At 36.9% G+C, this 26291-nt stretch carries 23 protein-coding genes; 12 read left to right on the top strand and 11 right to left on the bottom strand.

The genetic code is table 11. The annotated features are described in order from the left end of the window. Positions 1-144 precede the first annotated feature (144 nt). From ABDH28_01025 to pdxA, 5 genes are read left to right on the top strand one after another with little or no spacing between them, the layout of a single operon-like run. Positions 145-711 (top strand): chemotaxis protein CheW, encoded by a 567-nt coding sequence (locus tag ABDH28_01025; GenBank protein MEN2997613.1) that lies wholly within the window; start codon positions 145-147, stop codon positions 709-711. A 5-nt stretch (positions 712-716) separates the two neighbouring features. Then, the gene (locus ABDH28_01020) at positions 717-1190 is read left to right on the top strand and encodes a chemotaxis protein CheX (GenBank protein ID MEN2997612.1); all 474 of its coding nucleotides are present in this window, start codon (positions 717-719) and stop codon (positions 1188-1190) included. Positions 1191-1194: 4 nt separating this feature from the next. Beyond that, positions 1195-1896, top strand: a complete 702-nt coding sequence (locus ABDH28_01015) for a hypothetical protein (protein ID MEN2997611.1) — start codon at positions 1195-1197, stop codon at positions 1894-1896. Between the two features lie 15 nt (positions 1897-1911). After that, positions 1912-2319, top strand: a complete 408-nt coding sequence (locus ABDH28_01010; GenBank protein ID MEN2997610.1) for a response regulator — start codon at positions 1912-1914, stop codon at positions 2317-2319. Then, positions 2319-3272 (top strand): 4-hydroxythreonine-4-phosphate dehydrogenase PdxA, encoded by a 954-nt coding sequence (gene pdxA / locus ABDH28_01005; GenBank protein ID MEN2997609.1) that lies wholly within the window; start codon positions 2319-2321, stop codon positions 3270-3272. Before ABDH28_01010 ends, pdxA begins: the two co-directional genes overlap by 1 nt. Here pdxA and ABDH28_01000 read toward each other — a convergent pair. Further along, entirely contained in the window at positions 3243-3971 is a 729-nt protein-coding gene (locus tag ABDH28_01000; protein MEN2997608.1) for a hypothetical protein, read from the bottom strand. The two genes, pdxA and ABDH28_01000, sit on opposite strands and share 30 nt — an antisense overlap. A 295-nt stretch (positions 3972-4266) precedes the next feature. Between ABDH28_01000 and ABDH28_00995 the strand changes: the two genes are divergently transcribed. Beyond that, positions 4267-4998, top strand: a complete 732-nt coding sequence (locus tag ABDH28_00995) for an FAD-binding oxidoreductase (GenBank protein ID MEN2997607.1) — start codon at positions 4267-4269, stop codon at positions 4996-4998. Between the two features lie 2 nt (positions 4999-5000). On the opposite strand, the gene trpS is transcribed toward ABDH28_00995, so the two are convergent. Then, the gene (trpS, locus tag ABDH28_00990) at positions 5001-5981 is read right to left on the bottom strand and encodes a tryptophan--tRNA ligase (protein MEN2997606.1); all 981 of its coding nucleotides are present in this window, start codon (positions 5979-5981) and stop codon (positions 5001-5003) included. A 211-nt stretch (positions 5982-6192) separates the two neighbouring features. On the opposite strand from trpS, the gene fliG reads away from it, so the two are divergent. After that, complete coding sequence (fliG, locus tag ABDH28_00985; protein MEN2997605.1) at positions 6193-7227, top strand: flagellar motor switch protein FliG; 1035 nt, start codon at positions 6193-6195, stop codon at positions 7225-7227. Positions 7228-7232: 5 nt separating this feature from the next. Here fliG and ABDH28_00980 read toward each other — a convergent pair whose 3' ends face one another. Then, entirely contained in the window at positions 7233-9641 is a 2409-nt protein-coding gene (locus ABDH28_00980; protein MEN2997604.1) for a PP2C family protein-serine/threonine phosphatase, read from the bottom strand. A gap of 126 nt (positions 9642-9767) precedes the next feature. On the opposite strand from ABDH28_00980, the gene ABDH28_00975 reads away from it, so the two are divergent. Together ABDH28_00975 and purB are read left to right on the top strand one after the other, a co-directional pair. Beyond that, on the top strand, positions 9768-12614 hold the full coding sequence (locus ABDH28_00975) for a UPF0182 family protein (protein MEN2997603.1): 2847 nt from the start codon (positions 9768-9770) through the stop codon (positions 12612-12614). 59 nt (positions 12615-12673) lie between these two features. Continuing rightward, positions 12674-14068: an adenylosuccinate lyase gene (gene purB, locus ABDH28_00970; protein ID MEN2997602.1), complete on the top strand. Its 1395-nt coding sequence runs from the start codon at positions 12674-12676 to the stop codon at positions 14066-14068. On the opposite strand, the gene queA is transcribed toward purB, so the two are convergent. From queA to ABDH28_00935, 7 genes are all read right to left on the bottom strand, one after another. Further along, positions 14052-15101, bottom strand: a complete 1050-nt coding sequence (gene queA / locus ABDH28_00965) for a tRNA preQ1(34) S-adenosylmethionine ribosyltransferase-isomerase QueA (protein MEN2997601.1) — start codon at positions 15099-15101, stop codon at positions 14052-14054. The two genes, purB and queA, sit on opposite strands and share 17 nt — an antisense overlap. Before the next feature lie 8 nt (positions 15102-15109). Further along, positions 15110-15931: a TIGR00282 family metallophosphoesterase gene (locus ABDH28_00960; GenBank protein MEN2997600.1), complete on the bottom strand. Its 822-nt coding sequence runs from the start codon at positions 15929-15931 to the stop codon at positions 15110-15112. Then, on the bottom strand, positions 15900-16556 hold the full coding sequence (locus ABDH28_00955) for a V-type ATP synthase subunit D (GenBank protein ID MEN2997599.1): 657 nt from the start codon (positions 16554-16556) through the stop codon (positions 15900-15902). The genes ABDH28_00960 and ABDH28_00955 overlap by 32 nt, the downstream gene beginning before the upstream one ends. A 74-nt stretch (positions 16557-16630) precedes the next feature. Further along, positions 16631-17899, bottom strand: a complete 1269-nt coding sequence (locus ABDH28_00950; GenBank protein MEN2997598.1) for a hypothetical protein — start codon at positions 17897-17899, stop codon at positions 16631-16633. After that, positions 17896-19170: a UDP-N-acetylglucosamine 1-carboxyvinyltransferase gene (gene murA / locus ABDH28_00945; GenBank protein MEN2997597.1), complete on the bottom strand. Its 1275-nt coding sequence runs from the start codon at positions 19168-19170 to the stop codon at positions 17896-17898. Before murA ends, ABDH28_00950 begins: the two co-directional genes overlap by 4 nt. Before the next feature lie 3 nt (positions 19171-19173). Next, positions 19174-19374, bottom strand: a complete 201-nt coding sequence (rpmE, locus tag ABDH28_00940; GenBank protein ID MEN2997596.1) for a 50S ribosomal protein L31 — start codon at positions 19372-19374, stop codon at positions 19174-19176. 102 nt (positions 19375-19476) lie between these two features. Continuing rightward, on the bottom strand, positions 19477-19869 hold the full coding sequence (locus ABDH28_00935; protein ID MEN2997595.1) for a prepilin-type N-terminal cleavage/methylation domain-containing protein: 393 nt from the start codon (positions 19867-19869) through the stop codon (positions 19477-19479). A 252-nt stretch (positions 19870-20121) separates the two neighbouring features. Here ABDH28_00935 and ABDH28_00930 point away from each other — a divergent pair, with 252 nt between their 5' ends. The 3 genes from ABDH28_00930 to ABDH28_00920 are packed head-to-tail and all read left to right on the top strand — an operon-like array spanning position 20122 to position 22592. Then, a complete protein-coding gene (locus ABDH28_00930) occupies positions 20122-21012 on the top strand; it encodes a zinc ABC transporter substrate-binding protein (protein MEN2997594.1) in 891 nt (296 codons plus the stop codon). Between the two features lie 4 nt (positions 21013-21016). Beyond that, positions 21017-21739, top strand: a complete 723-nt coding sequence (locus tag ABDH28_00925; protein MEN2997593.1) for a metal ABC transporter ATP-binding protein — start codon at positions 21017-21019, stop codon at positions 21737-21739. A 4-nt stretch (positions 21740-21743) separates the two neighbouring features. Further along, entirely contained in the window at positions 21744-22592 is an 849-nt protein-coding gene (locus ABDH28_00920; protein ID MEN2997592.1) for a metal ABC transporter permease, read from the top strand. Positions 22593-22755: 163 nt separating this feature from the next. Here the strand turns inward: ABDH28_00920 and ABDH28_00915 are convergent, their stop codons facing one another. After that, the gene (locus ABDH28_00915) at positions 22756-26067 is read right to left on the bottom strand and encodes an AAA family ATPase (protein ID MEN2997591.1); all 3312 of its coding nucleotides are present in this window, start codon (positions 26065-26067) and stop codon (positions 22756-22758) included. Between the last annotated feature and the right edge of the window lie 224 nt (positions 26068-26291).

The raw sequence follows: 26291 nt of genomic DNA, 5'->3' as shown, positions 1-26291 counted from the left end.
AAACCCCCGGGGGTTTCCAGAAGTGATATTTTTCTAAAACCGAAATATTTTGGTATCGGAAGCCACGTAAAAACAAGCTTTGCGGGAGAATTAGACTTATCAAAGTCAGTTATACTTATCTAACTGGACGCAAAATTTTTTCAAGTGTTGAAAAAAGGTGGGGGGTTTCCAGAAAAATATAGTACCAAGAGAAAACGGATTTTATGGAAAGTTACGAGAGTATCTTTCATAATAAGTTTCAGAATGATCTCCATTATACCTATAACTGTTAACGATAGATTCTTTGGTATAGAGATAGATCAGGTGGTGGAGATAATAACCCAGAAAGAGTTCTTTTTGGTTCCTAAAGTTCCAGAATTTACTATAGGCCTTGTGAATATAAGAGGCGAAATAGTTCCCGTATTTAGCCTGAGTAGTATTCTCTTTGGAAAAAAAGCGCAGATGACTGAGCTAATCTTACAAAACCTTGTGGTTTGTAGAGTAAACGAGAAAAAATTGTGCTTTTTCGTTGATAAAATCTATAAAGTCGTATATGTGAAGGAGGAAAACATCAAAAACTACGCTGAGAACATATGGAAAGATGTAAAGTTTATAAAGTACTTCGTTGAAATTGAAGAATTTGAGAACCTAATAGGTGTGTTGGATGTTGAAAATATTGTAAACTATATAGATAATTCCAACAGAGAGTTTTACAAGGCTGTAAGGAGGTAAAGAATATGAGAATAGAATATATAAATCCTTTTGTAGAGTCAACATTTGAGGTTTTCTCCGAAATCTTGAAAACTGACAATATAAAAAGAGGTGATCTCTTTTTGAAAAAGAGTATAACTCCTACTCACTCCGTAAGCATAATAATAGGAATAACTGGTCCTGCTAACGGCAGAGTTATAATAGACATGGATGAAACTACAGCAGTGAAGATCGTTTCGGAAATGACATCAAATGAGATAAAATCTTTATCTCAAATAGGAGAGTTTGAGAAATCCGCTCTCGGTGAACTTGGTAATATGATAACAGGTAGTGCTATAGCAAAGTTATACAAAAAGGGTTTTACCTTTGTCTTAACTCCACCAACTGTCATAACTGGAAAAGACTACGAGATAGATACACCGCAGATAGAAACATTGGTCGTTCCTGTCATCCTACCAGTAGGGCAAATAGAAATAAACATAGCCCTAAAGGAAACATAGAGATATGAAAGTGTTGATTGTAACCAATATATTCCTACAGGCAACGCAATTGGCTACCTACCTAAAGAAAAGAGACATAGATTCTACTACTCTATCCCTAACCTCCAGATCCGAAAGTGAAATTGCTAATTCTATTAAGAGTTCAAACTTGGTAATTATTGATCTACCTACCAATTATGTCAAAGACATGATATTGAAAGTGAAGAGTATAGACGTTAGTAAGCCCATAATTGTGCTAGGAAACAATGATCAGTATAAGGACATAATTGAATTTTCAAAGCTTGGTATCTACAAGTATATTAAGAAACCGTTTGACTCAGAAACAATAATCAAGTATATAAGGGAAATCGAAGCAAAGAAAGAGATTCAAGAGAGAAATGCTAAAAGGGGTTTTGCAATATACACAAGAGTCGTTAGCGATATAGTTGTTGTAAATGTTTTAGGCTACCTTCAGCCAGAAGTCATAGACGAACTGAGGGAAATAGTGACTAAATACAAGAAGGCCGTAATCTCTCTAAACGGTATAAGCTCAGTGAATTTGGATGTTGATATTTTGAAGAGTTTTAAGAGTTTATTAGATATAGAAGGGAGTGATGTCAGATTTATTCTTGTTAGGGAGAAAATAAAAAGCGTTTTAGTTGAAGAAGGTATTAGTGAAAGTTTAATATTTCCTAACGAGTTCTTAGCAGTGAAAAGTTTTTCATAAAGGAGGGGTTACGATATGATAGAGCAAATAAATATAGTCAAGCCTGATGGAAGTAAATATAAAGCTTTGGTTGTTGATGACTCGGCTTTCACTCTCAAGCAGATTACACAGATTCTTATGTCTGCCGGAATTGAAGTTGTAGGAAATGCACCAAGAGGTGAAGATGCGATAAGGATGTATAAAGAGCTATACCCAAATGTTGATTTTGTAACGCTTGATATTACGATGCCAGATGTTGATGGGTTGCAGGTGCTGAAAGAGATCTTATCGTTTGATAAAAATGCGAAAGTTATAATGGTTACTGCTCTAGGAAGAGAAGATATTGTAAAGACCGCAATCATGAATGGTGCTAAAGGTTTCATATTGAAGCCTCTAGATAGACTAAAGGTTTTAGAAAGGCTTAAAGCTATACTTGGTGCATAATGGTAGGAATAACTATAGGAGATCCTACTGGAATAGGTCCTGAGGTAATAATAAAATCACTTTCAAAACTCAGTAAAGAGCAACTTAGGCGTGTTGTATTGATAGGTAGCATAGAAGTTTTTAAGCTGTGGAGTGAAAAATACGGTATTGATATAAAGTTTTGTGTATACCCTTGCGGATCCACTGATAGCATTCCTGTAGTTGATATAGGCATCAAAGTGTCAACTTTAGATATCTCCGAAGAGCTAGCGAGTAGAATTTCCTTGTATAGTATAGATAAGTCAATAGAGCTACTTAAAGAAAATAGGATAGATTCTATTGTTAACGCTCCAATCTCAAAAGAAAGAGTAGCAAAGGTTTTGCCGGGCTTTCGTGGACACACTAAATACTATGCCGAGGCATTTGGAATTGAAAATTATAACATGGCGTTTTATAGCAGGGATCTGAGAGTTGTCTTATTGACAGAGCATATTCCATTGAAAGATGTTCCTAATAGTATTTCTAAAGAAAAGATCAAAAGCACTCTAATTAATTCATACAACTGGGTCAAGATGTTAGAAGGGAAGGAGGAGGTTAGAATAGGAATATGTGGTTTGAACCCCCATGCTGGTGAGAAGGGTGAGATTGGAGATGAAGAGAAAACAATAATTAAAGCTATGGAAGAACTTGATTTAGAAGTATACGGTCCACTGCCACCCGATACCGCTTTCCTTGAGTATAGAAAGAAAAGCTTGGATTGTCTTGTTGCTTTATACCATGATCAGGGCTTGATAGGTTTTAAGCTTCTGCACTTTGACGATGGTATTAATACTACAATAGGGCTTCCGTTCGTAAGAAGTAGCCCTGATCACGGAACTGCTTTTGATATAGCAGGCAGAGGAATAGCTAATCCAGAAAGTATGTTACAAGCAATAATCTACTGTTTACACGTTGAATCTAAAGTTAAGATTTAGAGATAGACTTCTATTGTTATCTAGAAGATCAAGACCATTTATGCCTATTGTTATCCAGTTTGCTGGAACAATGTTTAAGCCTAGGTTACAGATACCTCTGCGATCGTTTGCAAAAAATGGCTCGTAAATAACTCTATATGAGTAATTAGCAAGTTCTGCTTTCAAAAACAGGACATCCGAGTATATAGCCTTTTGAATGGCGAAAAATACGTTTAAATTCCAATCGTAGGTTGGCGTGAATGCTACACCAAAGCCAAATGTTAAGTCCCATCCTCCTCCAACTGACATTCCAAAGAGACCCTCACCACCAAGAAGCATAAAGGAAAAAGCTATATTATTAGGATCAATATTCCAATGTAGATCACCATATATTCCTAATCCTTTCTGAATCACATATTTCGTTGAAAACATTAAAGGTTTGGGCCACCCATTTCTAGAAGTTGCGTAATCAAACGCTATTCCTAGGTTAAACCCTTGAATTGAGAGACTAAACTTTGGAGAAATAGCCATATCTGGTAAAGCTACTACCTGTCCTCCAATCCCAATCTCAAATTGCTTTGAAACCTCAAGCGATGGATAAATTATCACCCCTGTCCCACCAGTTGCAGAAAGATTATAGTCTTTCATAGCCCAAGACTCATCGGCCCATATCAACAGAAAACTTATTGTGAAAGTCAGAGCCATACCTCTTAATTTCATAAAACCTCCTCGTAATATCTGGGTAAAAGAGTGAAGGATATAATATATGCCTTGCAACAATCACCATAAAAAGCTGAAGAGATATTTGGGGTATTTTTATAAAATGAAGTAACAGCCTCTCTTTTTACTATTCTCGCAGTCCCTATCGGGACTGGGTAAGCACTCCTTCTTGATGAGCACAAAAGCTTGTTACCTAATGGAAATTAAAATTTGTTGTCACTAGATAGGTTTTCTTGACTTTCTGTTGTTAATTTATATATTATTAGTAGGAATTACAGAATGAGAGGCGAGAGGGATGAGAAAGTTATTTCAGGGGATAGTGGAGGTAAACAAGGTTGTTAGTGAGGCTGAAGATGTGGTGAGTTTATACTTTGGTATTAGGGATTTTGAGTATGAACCTGGGCACTTTATGATGGTTTCTTTTCCTGAGGAGGCTGAAGACAAGAAGAAGAGGAGGGCATACTTTATTGCTACTTCTCCTACTGAGAGTGAGAAAGATGGTCTTGTTGGTATAACGGTAAGATTTGTTGAGGGAGGGTATCTTTCTAGGAAATTTTTTGACTCTTCTGTTATGCGTGAAGGGACGAAGCTTTTTGTAGCTGGTCCATTTGGGCGGGAGGTGTTTGAGAAAAAAAACTTAAGGAGAGTGGTATTCTTTGCTGGTGGTAGTGGTATAGTTCCGATCAGATCTGCTATGAAGTATGTTTGCGATAGGATGCCAAATACTAAGGTGATACTGTTTTACACTTTCAAGACGCCTAAGGAGTTTATTTATGAAGGTGATGTCAAAGATATGCTTAGGAATCCTAGGTTCAAAGGATTTATTACTGTTGAGAGAGTTGATGGGAACCACTGGAAGGGTCTTAAAGGTAAGATAACTAAGGATTTAGTTCTTGACAATATCTCTGGAGATGAGGATATGTTTTATGCCTGTGGTAGCACACAGTTTGTGAGAGAGATAGAGGAGATAGTGTTGAAGTTCTTAGGAGTAGATAGAAATAAGTTTAAGGCTGAGGCTTGGGGGTAGATTTATAGCTTTAATTTTGTTGCTCTTCTTACCTCATCCATTGTAGCTTCAGCAATACCTGTAGCTTTCTTTGCTCCTTCCTTAAGCAAGTCTATTACTTCGTCTACGTTTTTCTCGTAATACTTTCTTTTCTCTTTGATAGGTCTTAAGAAGTCTATCACTTTTTTTGCGATTCTATCCTTGCATTCTGTGCATCCTATTTTCGCACCTTTACACTCTTCAATGACTGTTGGGACAATCTCTGGATAGAAGATTTTATACAGAGGGAAAGTTTTACAGTTATCTGGGTTTCCTGGATCTGTTCTTCTGGGTCTTCCTACGTCTGTAACCATTGACTTAATTTTTTTGTAGATCTCTTCTTCACTGTCCTTTATGTAGATAGCGTTGTTATAGCTTTTGCTCATTTTTCTTCCATCGATTCCGTAGACATGAGCAACTTCTCCGAGTATAGGCTGTGGTTCAGGGAATACCTCACCAAATAGGTAGTTAAACCTTCTTACGATCTCTCTTGTTATCTCAAGGTGTGGTAATTGATCTTTACCAACGGGAACCTTAGTTGCTTTATAGACGATGATGTCGGCAGCTTGCAAAACTGGGTAAGCGAAGAATCCAAGGTTGTTTAGATCTTTATCTTTTATATTCTCCTTTGCATCCTTATAGGTTGGGTTTCTTTCAAGCCAACCAAGAGGTGTTATCATTGACAGGATTGTGAAAAGTTCAGCATGCTGTGGAACCATAGATTGAACAAAAACTACGCTTTTTCCGGGGTCAATTCCTGTTGAAAGCCAATCTATAACCATTTCTATTGTCAAATCTCTTATGTCTGTTGTATTATCAAAATCTGTTGTCATAGCGTGTAGATCTGCAACCATGTAGAGACACTCATTTTCTCCTTGTAACTCAATCCATTGCCTTAATGCGCCTACATAGTTGCCAAGGTGCAGATATCCCGTGGGTCTCATCCCACTTAAGATTCTTTCCATAGCTCAAGAATTCTACATGAAGTAAGCTGATGTTTTCCAGTAATGGAAACAGCAGAATATGTCACAACCTCAAAACATGCTATTTTTTTGGTTCTAGCGGAGAAACTCTTGACAACAAGGTTTTGAGTGTGTATACTATAATTAGAGGTGGTTTATGGGGGAGAGTGAAAAGCAGAGTAGTGGTAAGGATAAGAAGTCTGAGATTCAGCAAGTGATAGCTCAGCAAAAGAAAGATAAGAAGCAGCCGAAGGTGCTTACTGGTAGAAGGAAAGCAGCAATATTTCTTATAACAGTTGGTCCTGAGATCTCTGCGGAAATATTTAAGCATCTCAAGGAGGACGAGATAGAAGAACTTACATTTGAGATTGCTAGAACCGATAAAGTTGAGCCTGAAGAAAGGGAAAAAGTTTTAGCGGAGTTTCAAGAGTTGATGATGGCACAGGAATTTATAGCGCTTGGTGGTGTGGATTATGCTAGAGAGGTTCTAGAAAGAGCAATGGGTACGCAGAGGGCAATAGACATTATTAACAGATTGACTTCTTCACTACAAGTTAAGCCGTTTGATTTTGTTAGGAGAGCAGATCCACAGCATCTTGTGAACTTCATCCAGGGAGAACATCCACAGGTCATAGCTTTGATCCTATCATACCTTGATCCCAAGAAAGCAGCAACTATTCTTTCGTCTTTACCAGAGGAGGTTCAGCCAGATATTGCCAAAAGAATAGCTTTGATGGATAGAACTACACCAGATGTCCTTAGAGAAGTTGAAAGAATACTTGAGAGGAAGCTCTCTACATTAGCTAGTGAAGATTACACTCAAGCTGGCGGTATAGATGCATTAGTCCAGATTTTGAACAATTCTGATAGAACTACGGAGAAGAACATAATAGAAGCTCTTGAGGAAGATAATCCTGACCTTGCGGAAGAAGTGAAGAAGAGAATGTTTGTTTTTGAAGACATTGTGTTACTTGATGATAGGTCCATACAGAAGGTCCTTAGGCATGTAGATCAACAAGATCTAGCAAAAGCTCTTAAGCATACTGATCCCGAGGTTCAAGAAAAGATATTTAGAAATACGAGTAAGAGAGCTTCACAGATGTTAAAAGAGGATATGGAGTATATGGGGCCAATAAGGCTTAAGGATGTTGAAGAAGCTCAGCAGAAGATAGTCAACGTAATAAGAAAGTTAGAAGAGCAAGGAGAGATTATTGTATCTAGATCACCTGAGGACGAGATAGTTGTCTAAACTTCTCACTCAACGTAGACCATAGAGACTGTTATATCATCTATTATGTTTTTGTGTAATGAGAGATTTTGGAAACTTTTTGTCAGGTGTTCCCATATCATCTCTGGAGTTCTGTAATTAGCAATAGTGTCTTTCAGATTTTCTATCCAATCGCCTTCTTCAACTTCTTTGATACCTCTGATGTCAGTAGCTCCATCGGAAAAGAACAACAATATCATTCCTTTCCTAAGTTTAAGCTTTACGGAATCATACTGAAAATCGTCAAAAATACCTACTATTCCGCCCTTGGGATTTATCTCCTTAACAACTTCGCCGTCAAAGAATATTACTGGTGGGTTGCCGCAGTTTATGATCTCGGCTTCCAAACTCTCTGTGTTTATCGTAATTCCCGAGAGTGTGAGAAAAAAGCCATCAATGCTGAATAATGGCTCATTTACGAGTATATCGTTTATTATCTCTACTGACTTGCCTATGCCTAAATTGTTCTTTATTATTTGGTTTATCAAGGTATAGCAAGTAAAGGATATTGCTGCTGCTGTAAGCCCTTTGCCGCATATATCAGAGATCCAAGAAGTGAGATATATTCCAGATTCGGTTACGCCATATATGTCACCAGCTAAGTCTATCATAGGCTCCCAGTAACTTAGAACATTAATTTTGCCTTCAGGAGTAGAAATAGAGATGCTTCTGTTTGACTTGAGAAGGTTTGTTTGCGACTGCTTCAAAAGATCAAACTCAAGGTTTAGGACCTTCATAAACTTTACTGAGTTTATAACTGCAAAACTTTGTAGATCTATGGAAAATGAATTTACTATCATTTCTATCTGTTCTAGCTCAGAACGACTAATAGCACTGTTTGTTGATATTCCTACAATGCACTTGTTGTTGCTTATCTGAAAGCCGAAAAGGTATTCAACTCTATATTTCTGAAAAACCTTCTCAAACTTTGATAAAGTTTTATCAAAAAATATGTCATTTATAGTTACTACTTTATGCTCTTCAATTTCATCCCAAAACTCGCTGTAAGGTAGATATGTATCAAATTCTTCTTCACCGTAAACGAGAGGATATTGAAGGATTATTTTTACATCTCTCACATTTCCAAACCTCTTCTTGAGTTTACTGAAGAGATGCATTTTTATGCTTTCGTTTCTGATCTCTGGAGAGATCTCAAAAAGATCTGCTCTGATTTGTGCTCTATTTTCAATGCCATACCATAGAACTACAGAGAAAAATAAAACTGAAGGGATTCCGTATATTCCGAACAAAAACAGTGATTCTTCGGGCACATTAATAATAACGCTTGAGAGCATGACAAAACCTAATAATATCGCAACAGAGGTAATCACAGAAAAGACCATCCTTTCCTTTGAAAGCTTAACATTGTGGTCGTTGATAACCATGGAAACTATAGGTGAGACAGCAATAAAGAGTAGGAAGAAGATTGATATAGGAACGGTGTAAAAGCTTATGCCTTGGATTAGAAAAACAATACCTAGGACAAAAATAGGTATAAATAGTACAAAAACTATTAGTTTTATTCTCTCTTTTTCTATTGTGTTGTTTATAGATTTTCTAACTAGGAAAAGGTAGACTATCCCAGCGATTACATTGAGGGCAATCACAATATAATTTACCTTTACAATGGATATGAGGATCTTAGCGTTATTAAAGAAAGTTAAGTATCCTGTTAACAGCAGGGAAGATACTAGAATATTAGCTACAATTACATAGAGCCACTGTTTGATTCTATGGTAGCTAAGGTAGTAGAAGAATATGCTCAAGGCTATATTTATCGTTCCGAAAGATATATACAGAATTGGTAGAAACTCTTTTCTATTTACAAGGTCTAATCCAGAAATTACCAATACTCCCATGAAGAAGAAGAGAGTTGATGCACTTAGAAACATTTGCTTTTTGTAGTTAGTGAAGTGGTAAGATTTTAACAACATTACTGCGAGTAGATAATAAGCTATTGAAAACAGGATTGTAGAGAAAAGAACAGGTATTAGGAACAAAACTAGGAAGTCAATATAGGTTATGCTGTAAAGATTGACCCTAACTTTATATTCCTCTTCAGTGAAGAAGAAAGGATTTGCAAACTTTATATCTACGTTCTCAGCATTCTCGGGTAGGTTTAATATTACTTGGTAAAACTCCTTATCATTTTTTACAGGCACGCCGTTAACTTCTTTTATATAGGACTGAGGAAGGATTTTTGTGAAATTCTCCGGTTTAAGAAACATTCCTATGGCGTCAACTCCAAGTTGTCTTGTTACTAGAAATGGAGGTAGCTTTTTGCCGGAAAATTCAAGTGACAGAAATAATTGTCTTATACTTAAGCCTAGAAGTCCTACGAATACTAGAGTAATTAAACCTAGGTAAAGGTGTTTCTTTTCTATCAGCTTCTTCACTGAAATATAATGAATCTAAGGTAATCTCAATTTCAATTACGTGCTGAGTGGAGGACTTTGTTGAAGTTGCATATTGAAAAGGACAGGTTGGTTTTGTTAATATTATTTTGATAAGGGGTATAAGAGATGATAAAGTTCATAGTTTTTCTTCTATTTCTACTGCCTTTAGGGGTTCAAGCTCTTGTTAGCTATCTAAGAAGGAAAACTGTTTTGTTTAAGGATATATGGGTAGGTATAGTAATTGCGGTAGTAGGAGCAATATTTGTTCTGCTTCTGAATGAGATAGTGAAGTTCTTGGTTGATGTGCTCTGGTTTCAAGAAGTGGGTTACTTCAACATCTTCTGGGGAATAATAGAATACAAGGTTATTATATTTTTAGTTACGTTTGGTTCTGTATTTTTGGGATTTTTGCTTTTTGTTTATATTCCTATGAAGCTTTTCTTTCCAAGGTTCCCAATAGGACTGATAAAAGTTAAAGAGTTTGAATTAATGAAAGCTATAGAGAAGTTTTCAAATATTTTGGTTTGGCTTATACTTTTAGTTGTTTCTGGGTATTTTGGATATGTAGCTGCTACAACTGATTGGATGAGTATTGCTAAGTTTTTTAGCAAGGTTAGCACTCTTGGCTACATAGACCCGATATTTGGTATGCCAGCAGAATTCTATATGTTCTCACTGCCCTTCATAGAGACTGTTTTTAACAATGTTCTGTGGTTTCTTTTCCTTGTATCAGTATTTACTATGTTCATCCTATACGTTTACCTCAGGTTTCAGGAGGGGTTTTATGGAGTGAGTTTTTGGTTTGCTGTGTTTTCTGGTAGAATGCCAAATAAGCTAGCAAGAGGTATTTTCAGGTATTCGGTTTTTGTCTTAATCGTGTGGTTATTTGTATTAGGGTGTAGAATAACTTTTATTACGCCTTACCAGATAATGTTTGTTGACAATGGACTTTTCAGTGGTCCTGGTTACAAGGAGGTATATGCTGTTCTTCCGGTGATTAGGCTCACTGGAGTTTTAGTCATACTGCTTTCAATAGTTTCTGTATTCTTATTGTTTAGGAATCAGATGAGGAGAATAGTTATCCTTTCTGGGGTTGTTGTTGGTGTATCGCTGTCAATCTTTGTGGTTTATCCGTCTATCGTGGAGATATTTGTAGTCAAGCCGTCAGAACTTGATAAACAGAGGGAATTCATAAAGCACAACATAGAGGCTACTCTCGTAGCCTACGGTCTTAACAATGTGAACGAGGTATTTTTTGATGCTAAACCTCTGACTTCTGAGACGATTTTCAGAAACGGAGAGGTGATACAGAACCTGAGACTCTGGGACTGGAAACCTTTAAGAGATGCGTATAGGCAGATACAAACAATAAGGTTTTACTACAAGTTTAATGACATAGACATAGATAGATATTCTCTAGGGGGAACTTTGAGGCAGATAATGATTTCGCCTAGAGAGCTGGATATAGAATCCTTGCCTGAGAATTCAAAGAGCTGGATAAATATTCACTTTAGGTATACGCATGGGATAGGGGTGGTGGCAACTCCTGTGAACGAAATATTACCGAATGGCATGCCCAAGCTTTTTGTGAAGGATATACCACCCGTAGCACTGTATCCCGAACTTTCGGTTGAAGAACCAAGAATTTACTTTGGAGAGCTTACGGATCACTATGTGTTTGTTAATGCTGGAATAGACGAATTTGATTATCCTTCATCGCTTGAAGGTGGAGAGGAAAATGTATACACTAGGTATAAGGGTAGTGCAGGAATAAAAATTGACACTTTTTGGAAAAAACTTCTGATTGCTTTGTATCTTGGTGAGGATATAAAAATTCTCTTTTCGGAGTATATAACCCCGGAAACAAGAGTTTTGATAAACAGGAATATACTTGGTAGGGTTGAGAAGATAATGCCCTTTATATACTATGAAAGTGACCCCTATATCGTCATTTCAAAAGGAAAGCTATACTGGGTTATAGATGGTTACACAGTATCTGATAAATTTCCATACTCAAGATATTTTGAAGATGTAAACTACATAAGAAACTCGGTTAAGGTTGTAGTTGATGCTTACAACGGGAATGTGGAGTTTTATGTGGTAGATACCAATGAGCCAGTGATAAGAGTTTTCAAGAATATGTTTAAGATAAAGTTTAGGGAACTGGGTGAGATGGATGAAAGTCTAAGGAAGCATATAAGGTATCCTGAAAGACTCTTGAGGATCCAGAGAAACATATACAGGGTTTATCATATGCGCGATCCTGAAGTTTTTTTCAACCAGGAGGATGTTTGGAATGTAGCAAAGGAGATAAAATTTGGTGAAACTATTGATGTGGAGCCCTACTACATTGTTACTAAACTTCCTGGGAGTAAGAACCTTAAGTTCATACTTGTTACTCCGTTTACGCCTAAGGATAAGGATAATCTTGTAGCTTGGATGTCTGTTGAGTGTGACTTTGAGGAGTATGGGAAAATAGTTGTTTTCAGAATGCCTAAAGACAGGCTTGTGTTTGGTCCTCTGCAGATAGAGGCTAGGATAAGTCAAGATCCCGAAATTTCCGCTCAAATAACTTTATGGAACCAACAAGGTTCTCAAGTTCTCAGGGGTAATCTAATGGTTTTACCTATTGAGAGCTCTCTTTTCTATTATGAGCCGATATATCTTCAGGCGGAGGAGGCGAAGATACCGGAGTTTAGAAGAATTGCGGTGTCGGATGGTGAGAAAATAGTATGGGATGAGACAGTTTCTAAAGCTATATCAAAGCTTTTCCTAGCTTCCAGGATTGATGTATCTGAGATAGAAAAGGTGATCTTAAGGGGGTCTGAGAAGTCTGGAGTCTCAAAAACTGTGATCTTAAGAGCGTTGCAATATATTGAGGAGTATAAGAAACTTACTGGGAAGGGGGATTTTGTAGAGGGAGCGAGAAAGCTAAAAGAGCTAGAAGAATTTTTAAGAGAGAACTCCAAGTAGCAATTCATAGTGGAATGCTTGACTTGAATCAAGCAAAGAGTGTTAGTTAAACTTCTACTATGACTTTTGTCCATCCTCTTGCTGAAAGGTATGCTTCCAAGGAGATGTTAGAAATTTTCTCTGAAGAGTTCAAATACAGTGTTTGGAGAAAGTTTTGGATAGCACTTGCGGAGGCTCAGAAGGAGCTTGGGCTACCGATAACAGATGAACAGATAGAGGAGATGAAGAGGTATGAGAGTGATCTCAATATTGATGTAGCAAGAGATATTGAGAAGGAACTTAACCACGATGTAATGGCTCATATTGAAGCTTTTGGGTTACAAGCTAAAAAGGCTAGGGGAATAATCCACTTGGGTGCAACGAGTTCTGAAGTTACCGATAACTCCGAGGCGTATATAATCCTAAAGGCATTAAGCTTGACGAGAAGAAGATTGGTTGATGTCATTGAGAGACTTATTGACGTAGGGGAGAAATACAAGGATCTACCTTGCCTCTCCTATACGCACCTACAGCCAGCGCAACCTACAACAGTAGGAAGAAGAATTATACTATGGGCTTATGACTTGTTTCTTGATCTTGAAGAGATTGACAGATTCTTGCCAACTATGAAGGCTAGGGGAGTTAAGGGAACTACGGGAACACAGGCTAGCTACGTTGAACTTTTTGAGGGGAATCACGAGAAAGTAAAAAAGCTTGACGAGATTGTATCGTCTAAACTCGGCTTTAAGGAGAGTTTCTGGATAACAGGACAGACTTATCCAAGGAAATATGACTTTATAGTACTGTCTAAACTAGCAATGATATCTGCGTCAGCCTCAAAGTTTGCTAATGATGTAAGGTATCTGCAAAGCATAGGAGAGATTGAAGAGCCGTTTGGTGAAAAGCAGGTAGGATCTTCTGCGATGCCGTATAAAAGAAATCCTATCCTGAGTGAGAGAATAAATTCTATTGCAAGATACCTCACAACATTACCATTGGTAGCTTTGCAAAACCATGCTACTCAGTTTCTTGAAAGGACTCTTGATGACTCAGCGAATAGGAGAATAATTATTCCAGAGGCTTTTTTATGCGTAGATGCGATTCTGATACTCTATAAGAAGATAGTTGAGGGGATGAAGGTTAATGAGACAGTGATAACTCAAAGAATGAAGGAAAAACTGCCGTTCTATGCGGTTGAAAACATACTTATGAGGGCTGTCAAAAAGGGAGGAGATAGACAGATCTTGCACAAGGTGATAAGAGACAAGGCTATGAAGGTTGTGGAGAAAGGTAGAGAAGGAGAAAATATAAGCTTACTTGATGAGCTTCTTGAGAAAGATGTGCCTCAGGTTCTGAGGGAGAGTGTTGAGAAGATAGATTCCTTTAGGGATTTTATCGGGAGGTCTGTTGAACAGGTTATGGAAGTTTCTGAAAAGATCAAGGAGTATATAAGAAACTCTAAACAATTAGCATAGCGTCACCATAACTGTAAAATCTGAATTTCTTCTCTATTGCATAACTGTAAGCTTTCATTATCAGATCTTTTCCAGCAAAGGCAGAGACTAGAAGGATTAGGGAAGATTTCGGAAGATGGAAGTTGGTTATCAAGTTATCCACAACGTTAAACTTAAACCCTGGATAGATGAAAAGCTCTGTTATTCCTTTGAAACCATTTCTATTTTTTGAGATATCTAGGAAAGTTGTCTCCAAGGCTCTTACTACTGTTGTTCCAACCGCAACAATCTTATTTCCTCGTTTCTTGCATTCAATAATATCATCTATGACTTCTTTTTCAATTTCCATATACTCTCCCTTCAATCTAAATTCCTCAATGTTCTTGGTTCTGATAGGTTCAAATGTTCCTAGCCCTATGTGGAGTGTGACATATCTTATAAGAACTCCCTTTCTTTCAATCTCTTTTAGCAGTTCTTCTGTAAAGTGCAATCCTGCGGTAGGTGAGGCAATGGAACCTGCAACGGAGGAGTATACTGTCTGATAGAAGACATTATCAGCCTCTGTAACTCTGGGTAGGTTGAGTTTTTCTCTTTTTTTCTCTATATATGGTGGTAGTGGGATCTCACCAATCTCCTCAAGATCGTTTACTGAGAAAGGCTTGTCGGATTCAAATAAACCTAACCCGTTCTCTACACCTTTGAAAGTGAATTTAAAATTTCTGATAGTTAGGATGTCTCCTACTCTAAGCCTTTTTATTTTTCTAACGAGTGCTAGGAATTCTTTAGTTTTTAGAAAGTTGGTGATTAACATCTCATGTTCCTTCTGTGTTCTTTCACATTTTGCATATATTCTGGATTTTACTACTTTTGAATTATTCAGAACTAACACATCGCCTCGTTCTAAGTAATCAACTATGTCTCTAAATGTTTTCTCGTAAAAGGAATGTGAGAGTCTGTCTACGACTAGTAATCTACACCTATCTCTTTCTGGAAGTGGTGTATGTGCTATCAGTTCTTCTGGAAGATCAAAGTCATAATAGTTTATGTCTGTCATAATTTCTCCTACAAGTTCATGTCATGAGATATCTTGAGGTTAATTCTCTCAATGTTTATTGTTTTCCCTGTAGTGGTGTCAATATCTGCGATTATACCATTTATTTCAAAGTTTCCTTCGGTGGATGGGTTTAGTCTCTCAGGTATTCCTATCACTAGTCTTTTCATAGACTCTTCAACTTTGCTACCGATCACGGATTTTGAAAAACCACACATTCCTATGTCTGTTATATATCCTGTGCCACCTGGTAGTATTCTTTCGTCTGAAGTTTGAACATGGGTGTGTGTGCCGAACAGTAGAGAAACCTTTCCATCTAAGAACCATCCCATAAGCATTTTTTCTGCGGTAGCTTCTGCATGAAAGTCTACTATTATCAAGTTTGTGAATTGTCCTATTTTTTTAACTTCTTCCTCAACTGCGTAGAAAGGAGAAACGAAGGGTGAATCCATGAAGATGCTTCCTATTACGTTTATTACACCAAGTTTTAGGCTTTGATCGTTATTGATGGGGATGATAGTGCTTCCTTTTCCTGGGAGGGAGGGGTGACAGTTTATAGGGCGCAATAGCTTTTCCGCGTCTTTTATGAAATTGTGGACCTCCTTTTTATCCCACACATGGTTACCAGTGGTAATCACATCTACGCCTACGCTTGAAAGCATTTTATATTCCTTTTCCATTATTCCTACTCCGCTAAAACTAGCATTCTCACCATTTACTATCACTACATCTGAATGGGTTATAGTTTTTAGGGTTGGGATATATTTTGACAAAATTTCTACAGCTTTGGTTCCGATGATATCACCAAGTGCTAGTATCCTTAGCTTCTTCATATTCCTTTGTCTTCCTTCCCTTCATTCTCTGAAGCTGGAAAAGAACCTCTCTCTCCCTGTCTTCAAGGGAATCTACTATAAACTTTATATTTTCTAAAAGTTCTGGTATTATGACATTATCTAGGGCATTTACTCTCCTTTGGGTTTTCTTGAGATCTTTTATCAAATTCCATAGTACTGCTTCCTTCTCAGCAACCTCTACTATTTTTCTAAGCAAGGTCTCAAACTTACTTTTTATAGACTCTAGTCTGTAGGATGAGAAGAAAGAGGAGTAGTTTATATGGGTATCCATTCTAATGTTCATAGACTTAACCACTGGCACGATGACGCCTATTATGTTTTTATGTAGTATGTCAAACTCTATCTCTCTAACATTTGCACACTTAAGCTCGTTGTATACAAACTCATCTCCCAGGATGGACTTTATGTAGATGAAATCGTTGTATATCTCCCTTACTAATTCATCAAACTCCGATCTAAGTTTCTTTACCTCTTTTACGACTGAGAGAATATTAGTGATCAATACTTCTTTTTTCTCGTCCAGTAAGTTTCTTCCGTCTTTTGCGAGTGATAGGAATTCTTTCGTGGTTATCAAGTTAAGCTTAGTGGGTACTACGTTTGGCATCTTCTCTTACCTCTGAGAACTATTATAAGGACTTTTTACATTCCTTTCAAACTCACTTTTTTGAAAGATCCTTTTTAGATATTCTTGACAAGAAATCTCAATGAGACGAAGGCGGAGGAAAGAATTGACAGTAAGGTGCTTATAAGAACTGGTGTGATAACATCACTAAGGCCTAAGTGGAAGAAGTCCTTCTTTATAAAGGTACTTACGACCTCGTATTTCTCTATGAGCAAGGATGAGTAGTTTATGAAAACTGTCTGAGACAACAAGCTTGAGAGTAGTGAGAACGAAAATACTACAACACTTATTAGGGAGGTTATCAAAACCGAGATATAGATCTTATTTGCTCCTAGTAGTCTCAATAGAGATAGAAACTCAACTTTTGTGGTGACGAAGAGCATTATTGAGATGAAAATGGAGACAACTGCGAATATACCAACTAGAGCGATTAGTCCGAGCACAATGTAAGATATGAAGCCCTTTATATTTTCTACGAATACAGTTTTGTCGGTAGAAGTTTCAACGACAAATCCCATTTTTCTGAGTTTGTTTATAACCTCGTTAACGTAGTCGTGGGAATAGGGTTCCACGTATAGCATTGAGTAAGTTTCTTTGTAATTTGGCACTAATCGTTTTGACAGGTATGAGGCGGCGTTTATGGGCATACATATGCTAAGTGGTGGGATGTTTTCGCTTATTCCGACAATAATGCCTTTAGTTTCTAAGTAATTAGGAAGGGTTCTAAAGCTTGATTTACCTGCGAAGAAGGTAAAGGTTAATCCTTTGAGCAAATTTTCAGTGACGGTAGGGGTTCCTTGTCCTCTGGCGAAAGCCAAATTATACCCTTCAATGATTCCCTTAGGCACAACAAATGGAATGGTATTCTCTCCTTCATTGTACTTGAAGGAGAGTCCTCTGAATATGTCCTTTTTAACAAGTTCGTAATCGACACCGTAAGTGACCATATCTGATCTTCCGGTTATGCCGAATACTACTAGTATCACACTGCTGGGGAAAGGAATTTCCATGACCCTGTATACTCTCTTAACTCCCTTCATTTTAGATATTTTGTGAAAATCGCTTGATGTTATCTCTGCGCCCTTGATGTTGCCGGAGAATATGTTTCTGGGTATTATTTTGGGGGTGACTTTTATTATGTCTGGTGGTAATTTTGAGCCTATGCTTTCCTCAACGGTTCTGTGTATAGCATTTCTGATTCCCAAAACTATCACAACGAAAGAAGAGAAGACGAAGATAGAGAGTATTAGAAAGAATAGGTAAATTTTCCCTTTTTGTAAGAGCAGTCTAAGTATTTTGAAGAAGCTAAGTATTTGGGATATCATATAATATCTGTTTTTTCTCTTTTGATTTTTGCACTAAGTTTAGATAGTTTTTCTTCTATTCTCTCATATCCTCTATCTACGTGGTAGAGTCTAAGTAACTCTCCTGTGCCATCTGCGCCGAGAAGAGCAATTATTAATCCGGCTCCTCCTCTTAGATCTGATGCCATTACCGTGGCTGGGTAAAGTTTGTCAACACCTTTTATTATTGCGGAAGCGTTCTCAATAGTTATATCTGCTCCCATCCTATTCATTTCTGCAGCATGAGCAAACCTGTTTTGGAATACTTTTTCAACGATGATACTTATTCCTTTGGCTTTGGTTAAGACTGCCATCAGTTGTGCTTGTAAGTCTGTTGGAAAGAGTGGGTAGGGGAGAGTAGTGACATTTACAGGTTCATATTTTTCAACACCTTTTACAAGTATTCTATTTTTATCAAGTATCTCTACTCTAGCACCCATCTGTTTAAACACATTTATGGGTTCTCTGAGATGGTTGGGTTCACAGTTTTTAACGATGATTTCTCCATTTGTCATCATACCTGCTAAGATATATGTTCCTGCCTCTATTCTGTCGGGGATGATTGTGTATTCAGCTCCTCTAAGCTTTTTCACACCTTCAATAACTATTGTATTTGTTCCATGTCCTTTGATTTTAGCTCCGCACTTTATGAGAAAGTTTGCTAAGTCAACAACCTCTGGTTCCATAGCAGCGTTGTCAATGACAGTAGTTCCTTTTGCTAGGGTTGCTGCCATCATAACGTTTTCGGTAGCAACAACGCTTGTTCCGTTAACTCCAAGCATGTTGACAAGACCTCCGGTAAGTCCATCTGTTTCGGCAACTATGTAGCCGTATTCAACCTTAACGCTAGCTCCTAGTATTCTCATTCCCTTGATATGCAGATCAACTGGCCTAGGACCGATTGCACAACCTCCGGGAAATGAAACTCTAGCTTTTTTTCTTTTAGCAAGCAGAGGTCCTAAAACTGCTATTGATGCTCTAATTTTCTTCACTATCTCGTAGGGGGCTTCATACGCATCTTCACTTCTAGTTTTTATCACCATGGTGTTATTGGAAAACAGAATCTCCTTACCTAGCTTCTCTAGAAGGACTTTCATTACTCTTACGTCCTCTAGATCTGGAATATTGTGGATGACTACATCATCCTCAATTAGAAGAGAAGCGCACATTATAGGGAGAGCGGAATTTTTGGCACCGCTTATTTCAACCTCACCAAATAGCCTGTGTCCCCCTTCCACTACTAGCTTATACATAAACTACTTGACTTTATACCTCTTTTTAAACTTCTCAACTCTACCGCCAGTATCAACGATTTTTCTCTTACCAGTATAAAATGGATGACAATTGGAACACACTTCTATGTGTTCTTCTTCAAAAACGGATAATATTTCAATAACATTTCCGCAACCGCACCTCACCTTAGAAACCTTCAGTACAGGATGAATGCCCTTCTTCATACACCTTACCCTAGAAAAGTATTATATTTGGTTTTCTCTTAGTCTTTCAAGAAACCAAAATTCAAAAGCAATGAGGTCTAATTTACATTTCTTACTTGGTAACTAAAATATCTCTTCTACTGATATATCGTCTTTCGTGCCAAGCTTTCTATCAGGACCTGGACTTACTATAACTATTTTGTTACCTCTTGTCTCAAACTTATATTCACTGTTCCATTCATCATAAAGCGCACTGGACTTTATGTATCCTCCATCTACTAGGTCTCTCAGAGATTTAGGCAAGGAGTAAGTAGCTAGTTTATAGTTGTATATCGCAGCTATTATTCCCCTGATTTCCATTTCCGTAGCTCTTTTTCTTGTAGCTTCTTCGGCCTTAAACAGGTTTGGTATAGCTATTGTCAGTAATATTCCTATTATTGCTAGCACTATCAGAATCTCTACAAGAGAGAAGCCTTTACTGTTTAGGAAACTTTTCACGAAACTTAGTAATGTCATACTGATATTATCTAAGAAAGGACTTTGCTTTTCAATAAACTAACAAAAATGAGTCTGGAGTTTGCTATTAGTTTTGTTTTCTGCTTTTCTCACAGTCTTATCGGGAATGGTGTATAGTGAAGGTAGGGATAGTGGTTAAGGTATTTGATGATGTTTTTGATGTTTTTTGGTAGTGTCAAGAGATGTGATAGTATATAATCTTGACCTAAGTGATAGAATTTTGTATATTATATAAAACATTTGTATTCGTATATGTGTTTTATTAATGGCTTTTTAGCAAAGTTAAAGTTTGTTGTGTTTTCTTTTATAGTTTTTTCTTTTGCACTTATAGGGTATGGTGAGAAAAGGGTAATATTTACCACAATTTTGCCACAAAAGTGGCTTGTTGATGGTATAGTTAGCAATAAGTTTGAGGTTTTGGTTATTGTTGAGAGGGGGAGGGATCCGCACACTTTTGAAGTCTCTCCTTCACTTGTGAAGAAAGTAGGTAAAGCTGAGGTGTTCTTTTCTCTAGGCCTTGGGGATTCTGAAGAGAATCTTATTCGTAAAGTGAGAAAGTCATTTCCAAAGGTGAGAGTTGTTGATATGTCCGAAGGGCTTAGTAAGCTAGCTTTGAGTGAGAAACATTTTGGTAAAGAACATCATTACTATTCTGGTTTGTATGACCCTCATGTATGGCTCTCTCCCCTTAATATGATAGTGATGGCTAGTAACATCTTGAAAGTTGTTGTTGGTCTTGATCCTCAGAATAGAGACTTTTATGAAGAAAACTATAGAAACACGGTGAAGAAGTTAAAAGAACTTCACGAAGAGATTGGGAAAATTCTTTATGATCTCAGAGGTAGGAAGTTTTTAGTTTTTCACTCTGCATTTAAGTATTTTGAGAAGGAGTATGGGGTTGTTGAGATAGCACTGGAGAGGGAAGGTAAGGATCCTTCGCCGAGAGAGCTTGTAAAAATCCTTAAAGTTGTTAAGGAGGAGGGGATAAAGGTTGTGTTTGTTCAGCCGGGTTTTTCAAGGAAAAGTGCTGAGGTGCTAGCAAAGGAGATTAGAGGAACTGTAGTTGAGATAAATCCTCTGGAGTATGATTATCTTGAAAATATGAGGAGGATAGCTATTCTTATAAGGGATAGTTACAGGTAATTCTATGAATGTTGTGGTATCATTTGAAAATGTAAGTTTCGGTTATAGCGAAGATTTGATGCTGTTTAGGAATGTTAGCTTGAAGATCTACGAGAATGAGTTTATAACTGTAGTGGGTCCTAATGGTTCTGGTAAGACGACTTTTGTTAAGATCATATTGGGTCTTTTGAGACCTAGGGAAGGTAGGGTTTTGGTTTTGGGGAAAGATCCTAAGGATTATAGTGGTAAGATTGGTTATGTGCCACAAATTGGGAATTTTGATGTTCAATTTCCTATAACGGTTGAGGAAGTACTATTTGGAGGAGTTTTGAAACCTTTTGGGAGGATTTTTAGTGTTGATAAAGAGAGAATCAAAGCTTTAGCTGAGGAGTTAAAGATTTCTGATTTGATGAGGAAGAGCTTTTCTTCGCTTTCTGGGGGACAACAGCAAAGGGTTCTGATCGCCAGGGCTTTAGCTTCTTCACCTTGTATCTTAGTACTTGACGAACCTTCCTCAAATATAGATATGGAAGGTGAGGAAATTGTAAATTCTCTTTTGGAGAGACTTAAAGGTTGGAAGACAATAATAGTTGTTACGCACGATACTGGTTTTGTGAATGATCTAACAGATAGAACTATATGCATAAGTGGTGGAAAGGTTAAGGAACATGGTGTTACTCCAGATAAGGCATTAGCGGAGATTTTTGGGTGTTTTGGAAAGAGTAAAAAGGTGTTACATGCGGGTTAGTTGTATGGAATTTTTTAAGGCACTTTTTGATCCTGAGATGTCTTTTGTGAGGAATGCGGTTATATCAGCTTTTTTGTCAAGTATTCCGATAGGAATTGTTGGTAGTTTTACTGTGGTGAATAGAATGAGTTATATTGCGGGATCAATAAGTCATTCTGTGCTTGGTGGTGTAGGAGTTTCTTTATACTTGAATACGGTGCTGGGAATAAATTTACTCTCACCTTCTCTTGGAGGAGCGCTGTTTGCAATACTTTCAGGGATCATAATAAGTGTGTTCTATCTTTGGGGAAAGGAAAGGGTTGATACTGCTATAAGTGTAGTCTGGATAGTTGGAATGTCCTTGGGAATACTTTTTGCGTACCTTACCCCAAGATTTACAGATATAACAAGCTATCTTTTCGGTAATATACTTCTTATATCTACTGAGGATATAGCATATATACTCATTATCTCTTTCCTAGTGCTAGGTATAACAGTTGTGTTTTTCCATCAGTTTGTCTTGGTAAGCTTTGATAAAGAATTTTCCAAGATTAGAGGCATTGCTCCTGAAGTGTTCTTAACTCTTCTGATTTTGCTTATCTCTATCACAGTCTTTCTTATGATCAAAACTGTGGGGGTGATTCTTTCAATAGCATTGATAACTCTCCCCTCAGCTATAGCTAGTTTCTTCACAAAAAGAATTTCAACAATGATAATACTGTCAACTTTTACAGCTATTTTTGTCCAATTTATAGGTATTGGCATAAGCTACGAACTTGATCTACCAACAGGAGTGCTAATAACCCTACTGTTAAGTGTTATCTACATTATACTTCTTGCTTTCAAAGGAGTTGTAACTAAACTCACTTTTTGATAAACTTTAATTTCCACGTGTTTTCCATAGCTACAAGTTGTGTGGTTGGTAATTTGGTGAAAAAGTCTTGAAAAAGGATTAGCCTTTGGGTTAAATTATGTTAACTTGTTTGTTTTTCCCAAAAACAACAAAAGCAAGGACAAAATCACGAAAAAAAGAGCAGTTACACTGCCAGATCCTGGAGTCTGTAGGATACGACCTTAGAGACACCTTTTTCTTCCATTGTAACTCCGTATATATCCTGACAGAGTTCTATTGTTGATTTGTTATGGGAGACAATTATGAATTGTGTTTTGTCTTTGAAGGAGAGTATTAGTCTTTTAAACCTTTCGGTGTTTTCGTCATCAAGTGAAGCATCTACTTCATCTAGTATTACGATAGGAGTGTTGGTTATCATAAGGGCGGAGAAGACGAATATTATTCCGACTAGGGCTTTTTCTCCACCTGACAGAAGTAATAAGTTTCTCACTTTTTTCCCAGGAATGTTTACACTAAGTTCTATTCCTCCTTCTATTAGATCGTTTTTATCAATTTCTATTCTTACTCCCCCTCCTCCAAAGATTTCTCTAAACACATCTGTTATTATTCTACTAATGTCCTCCAGGGAGTTTGAGACAATCTTTTCTATTTCACTGTTTATGTTGTTTATCATTTCTTCAAGTTTTTGTTTGCTTTGAAGGATATCCTCTAGGCTTGCTTTTAGGGATAGGTATTCTTTCTCAACTTCTTTAAATTCTTTTTCCGCATTCTCATTTATAAATCCTATCCCTCTTATTTTATTTTTCAAGGTTAAGGTTTCTTTAGTTATTTCTTCTAGAGACTTTCCTAGTTCTTCCTGAGAAAACAGATTTTCAATTTCCTTTATTGTCAATCCGTACTTCTCTGCTAGTTGGAGATTTGTTGTCTCTATATTGTTTTGTAGTGATTTAATCTTTTCTTCTGTTAGCAGAAGTTGTTTTTCAAGTTGGCTAACTTTTTTAGAAATTTCTTCTTTCTTGTTTGTGGTTTCTCTATACTTTTGGTTAAGCTCTTTTATGTTTAAGGATTTTTCTGAAACTACTTTTAGAAGGTTGTCTCTCTGGTTTGAGAGTTCTTCAAGGGTGAGTGTTAAGTTTTCTAGTAGTATTTGGTAATTTTTAATGTTTTCTTCTTCGGTTAGTATATCTTTTTGCTTAGCTGTTGTAAATTCTTTTATTTTCTCCGTTTCTTCTTCAATTTTTCTTATTCTTTCTCTTGATGACTTGATATCTGAGTGGATTATTGTGTTTTTGGTTTCAAGTTGCAAGAGTTCACTTCTTTTGTGGGAGATCAGGATATCTTTTTCCTTAATTTTTTCCTCAATCTCTTTTAGGGATAGGGCTTTTAGTTTTTCCTCTAGGTAAGGCTTTAGCTGAGATAGGTCTGGTTCTGTTGTTTTCTCTTCTGAGGGAGTGTTACTACTATCAATGTCTAAGTTTGACAGTTTGGTTAGAATGTTTGCGGAGTCAAGTTGAAGGCTTTGGATATCAGATAGAATTTGTTTTAGATCTTTATCCAAGCTTTCCAGTTTTTGGAGTTTGTCCTTAAGTTCTTTTTGCAGGGATTCAATGAGTTTTTCGTTTTTCGTAAGCTCCTGTTCTTTTGTTGATAGTATTATCTCAGTTCTTTTTTGCTTCTCACGCAGTTCTGAAATCTCATCCTTTTGGACGTAGATTTTTTCTTGGATTTCCTCAAAGGATTTTCTCAGTGATAGGATGTTTTCATCTATCTCTATCTTCTTTGATATGAATTCAGTTGCGGTTGATAGGTATGGTAAGGTCTTAATTTTTTCATAGAGTGTTGTTGATAGTTGTTTTATTTCTTCTACTTTTATCTTGATTTCTTGTTGTTCCAGTTTTTGGCTTAGGATTATTTCGCAGATATTTGTAATTTGCTGAGAGGTTAGGTCTACTTGGCTTATGAATTCTCCTATCTTTATTGCACTACTACTTATATTGTTTGAGAACTCTTGAAACATTCTTTCGGACTGTTTTGAGAGGTTGCTTATTAAGGTCTGTATTTCGTTAGCTTTATCTTCAAGTGTTTTTATATTTAATAGCTTTCGGGATAGTTCTGGGGAGATAGTGTCTGCTTCCTGTCTTAGGTTCTCTATTTCTAGAACTATTCTGTCTCTTTCTGCTTTTGTTTCATTTAAAGACTTTTCTATCTCTTGGATGAGAGTTGATAACTCAGCTTTAGATTTTATTAGTTCTTCCTTCTTTGAGTAAAGCCAGTTTGTTTCCTTTGATAGAGTATCTATTTTTGAGATTATTGTTTTTATAGATTCTACTTTTGATAGTAGTTTTTCCTTTTGGTTTTCAAGTTCACCTTTTTCGGTTTCAGTATTTTTGATAGTTTCTTTTAGTTCGTGGGTGTGGTGTTGAATTTCAGTTGCTTCATTTGAGAGTTTCTCTATTGTTTCAAGTAGTAGGAGTTTCTCTTTTTCTAGTTCTTCTTTTCTTTGAAGTTCTTTTGTTATGGAGGAGGTGTATATGTCAATAGTTCGTTTGGACATTTCTATCTTTGTTTCTAGAGATTTCTTTTCTAGTTCTTTGGATTTTATTAGTTTCTCAACTTCGTTTAGTTCTTCTCTTTTTATGGAGAGTAGGTTATTTTCTTCTTGGAGTAGGGTGTCTAAGTATGAGAGGGAATTGGTGAACTCTTGTAGTTTATCGTTTAGGGATTTTATTTCTTTTTCTATTGCTTCTCTTTCTAGGAGTAGGGGAGTTAGTTCTTGCTGGTAGTGGATTACTTTAAGCAATGAAAGGAGCTTTTCAAGGTGTTCTAGTTTTTCGGAGAGTTTTCTGTATATGTTGAGTTTTTCTAGTTCAATCTTAAGTCTGTTGTAATCTTTTTCTATTGACTCAAATCTAGCAATAAGTGTTGTAAGGTTTGAGTTTACCTCAAGTAGTCTTTTTTCTGCTTCCTTTTTCTTAAATTTTACCTTACTTAAACCAAGTAGTTCGTCTACATAATCTCTTTTCTCTTGCGGTGTTCCTACAACAAGTTTTTCTATTTCTCCCTGTCCTATTATTGAAAATCCTTCTTTCCCAAAACCCGTTCCTAGAAAAAGGTTTACTACGTCCTTTACTCTTACCTCTTGCTTGTTTATAAGAATTTTCCCTTCCCCAGATCTGTAGTATCTTTTTAGGATTTCAACTTCATCTATTGGAATGGGTAATATTCTTGTTGTGTTATCAAAAAGAAGAGATACCTCGGCTACGCTTAGGGAAGGCCTATATTGGGATCCTGCGAAGATAATATCTTCAAAAGTGTTACCTCTTAGGGCTTTTGAGCTACTTTCTCCTAATACCCATCGTATTGCATCAATTATGTTACTTTTGCCGCTTCCATTTGGTCCAATGATTGCGGTAACCGGAGAGTTGAACTCAATCTTACTTCTGTCTGCAAAAGATTTAAAACCGAAAAGCTCAACTTTCTTAAGAAAAACGGGCATCTGTCCCCTCCGTTCTGGAAAGTGCTTTGGAATTATAAATTGCACAAAGTAGGAATTACGAGTTGGGGAACTAGGTCGTTTGTTTCTAAAACTCCAAAAAGCCTTATATAATTATGTTAAATTGTTTTTTTACCCCTAAACAAACAGACACAAAACAAAAACCCAAGCCAATCCCAATAGAAGGAGGGGCTATACATAGTTTTAAACCTTAGGTTTTAAAACTT

This window comes from Brevinematia bacterium, from assembly GCA_039630355.1.
GTDB lineage: Bacteria > Spirochaetota > Brevinematia > DTOW01 > DTOW01 > SKYB106.
This window is presented reverse-complemented; position numbering and strand designations above follow the sequence as displayed.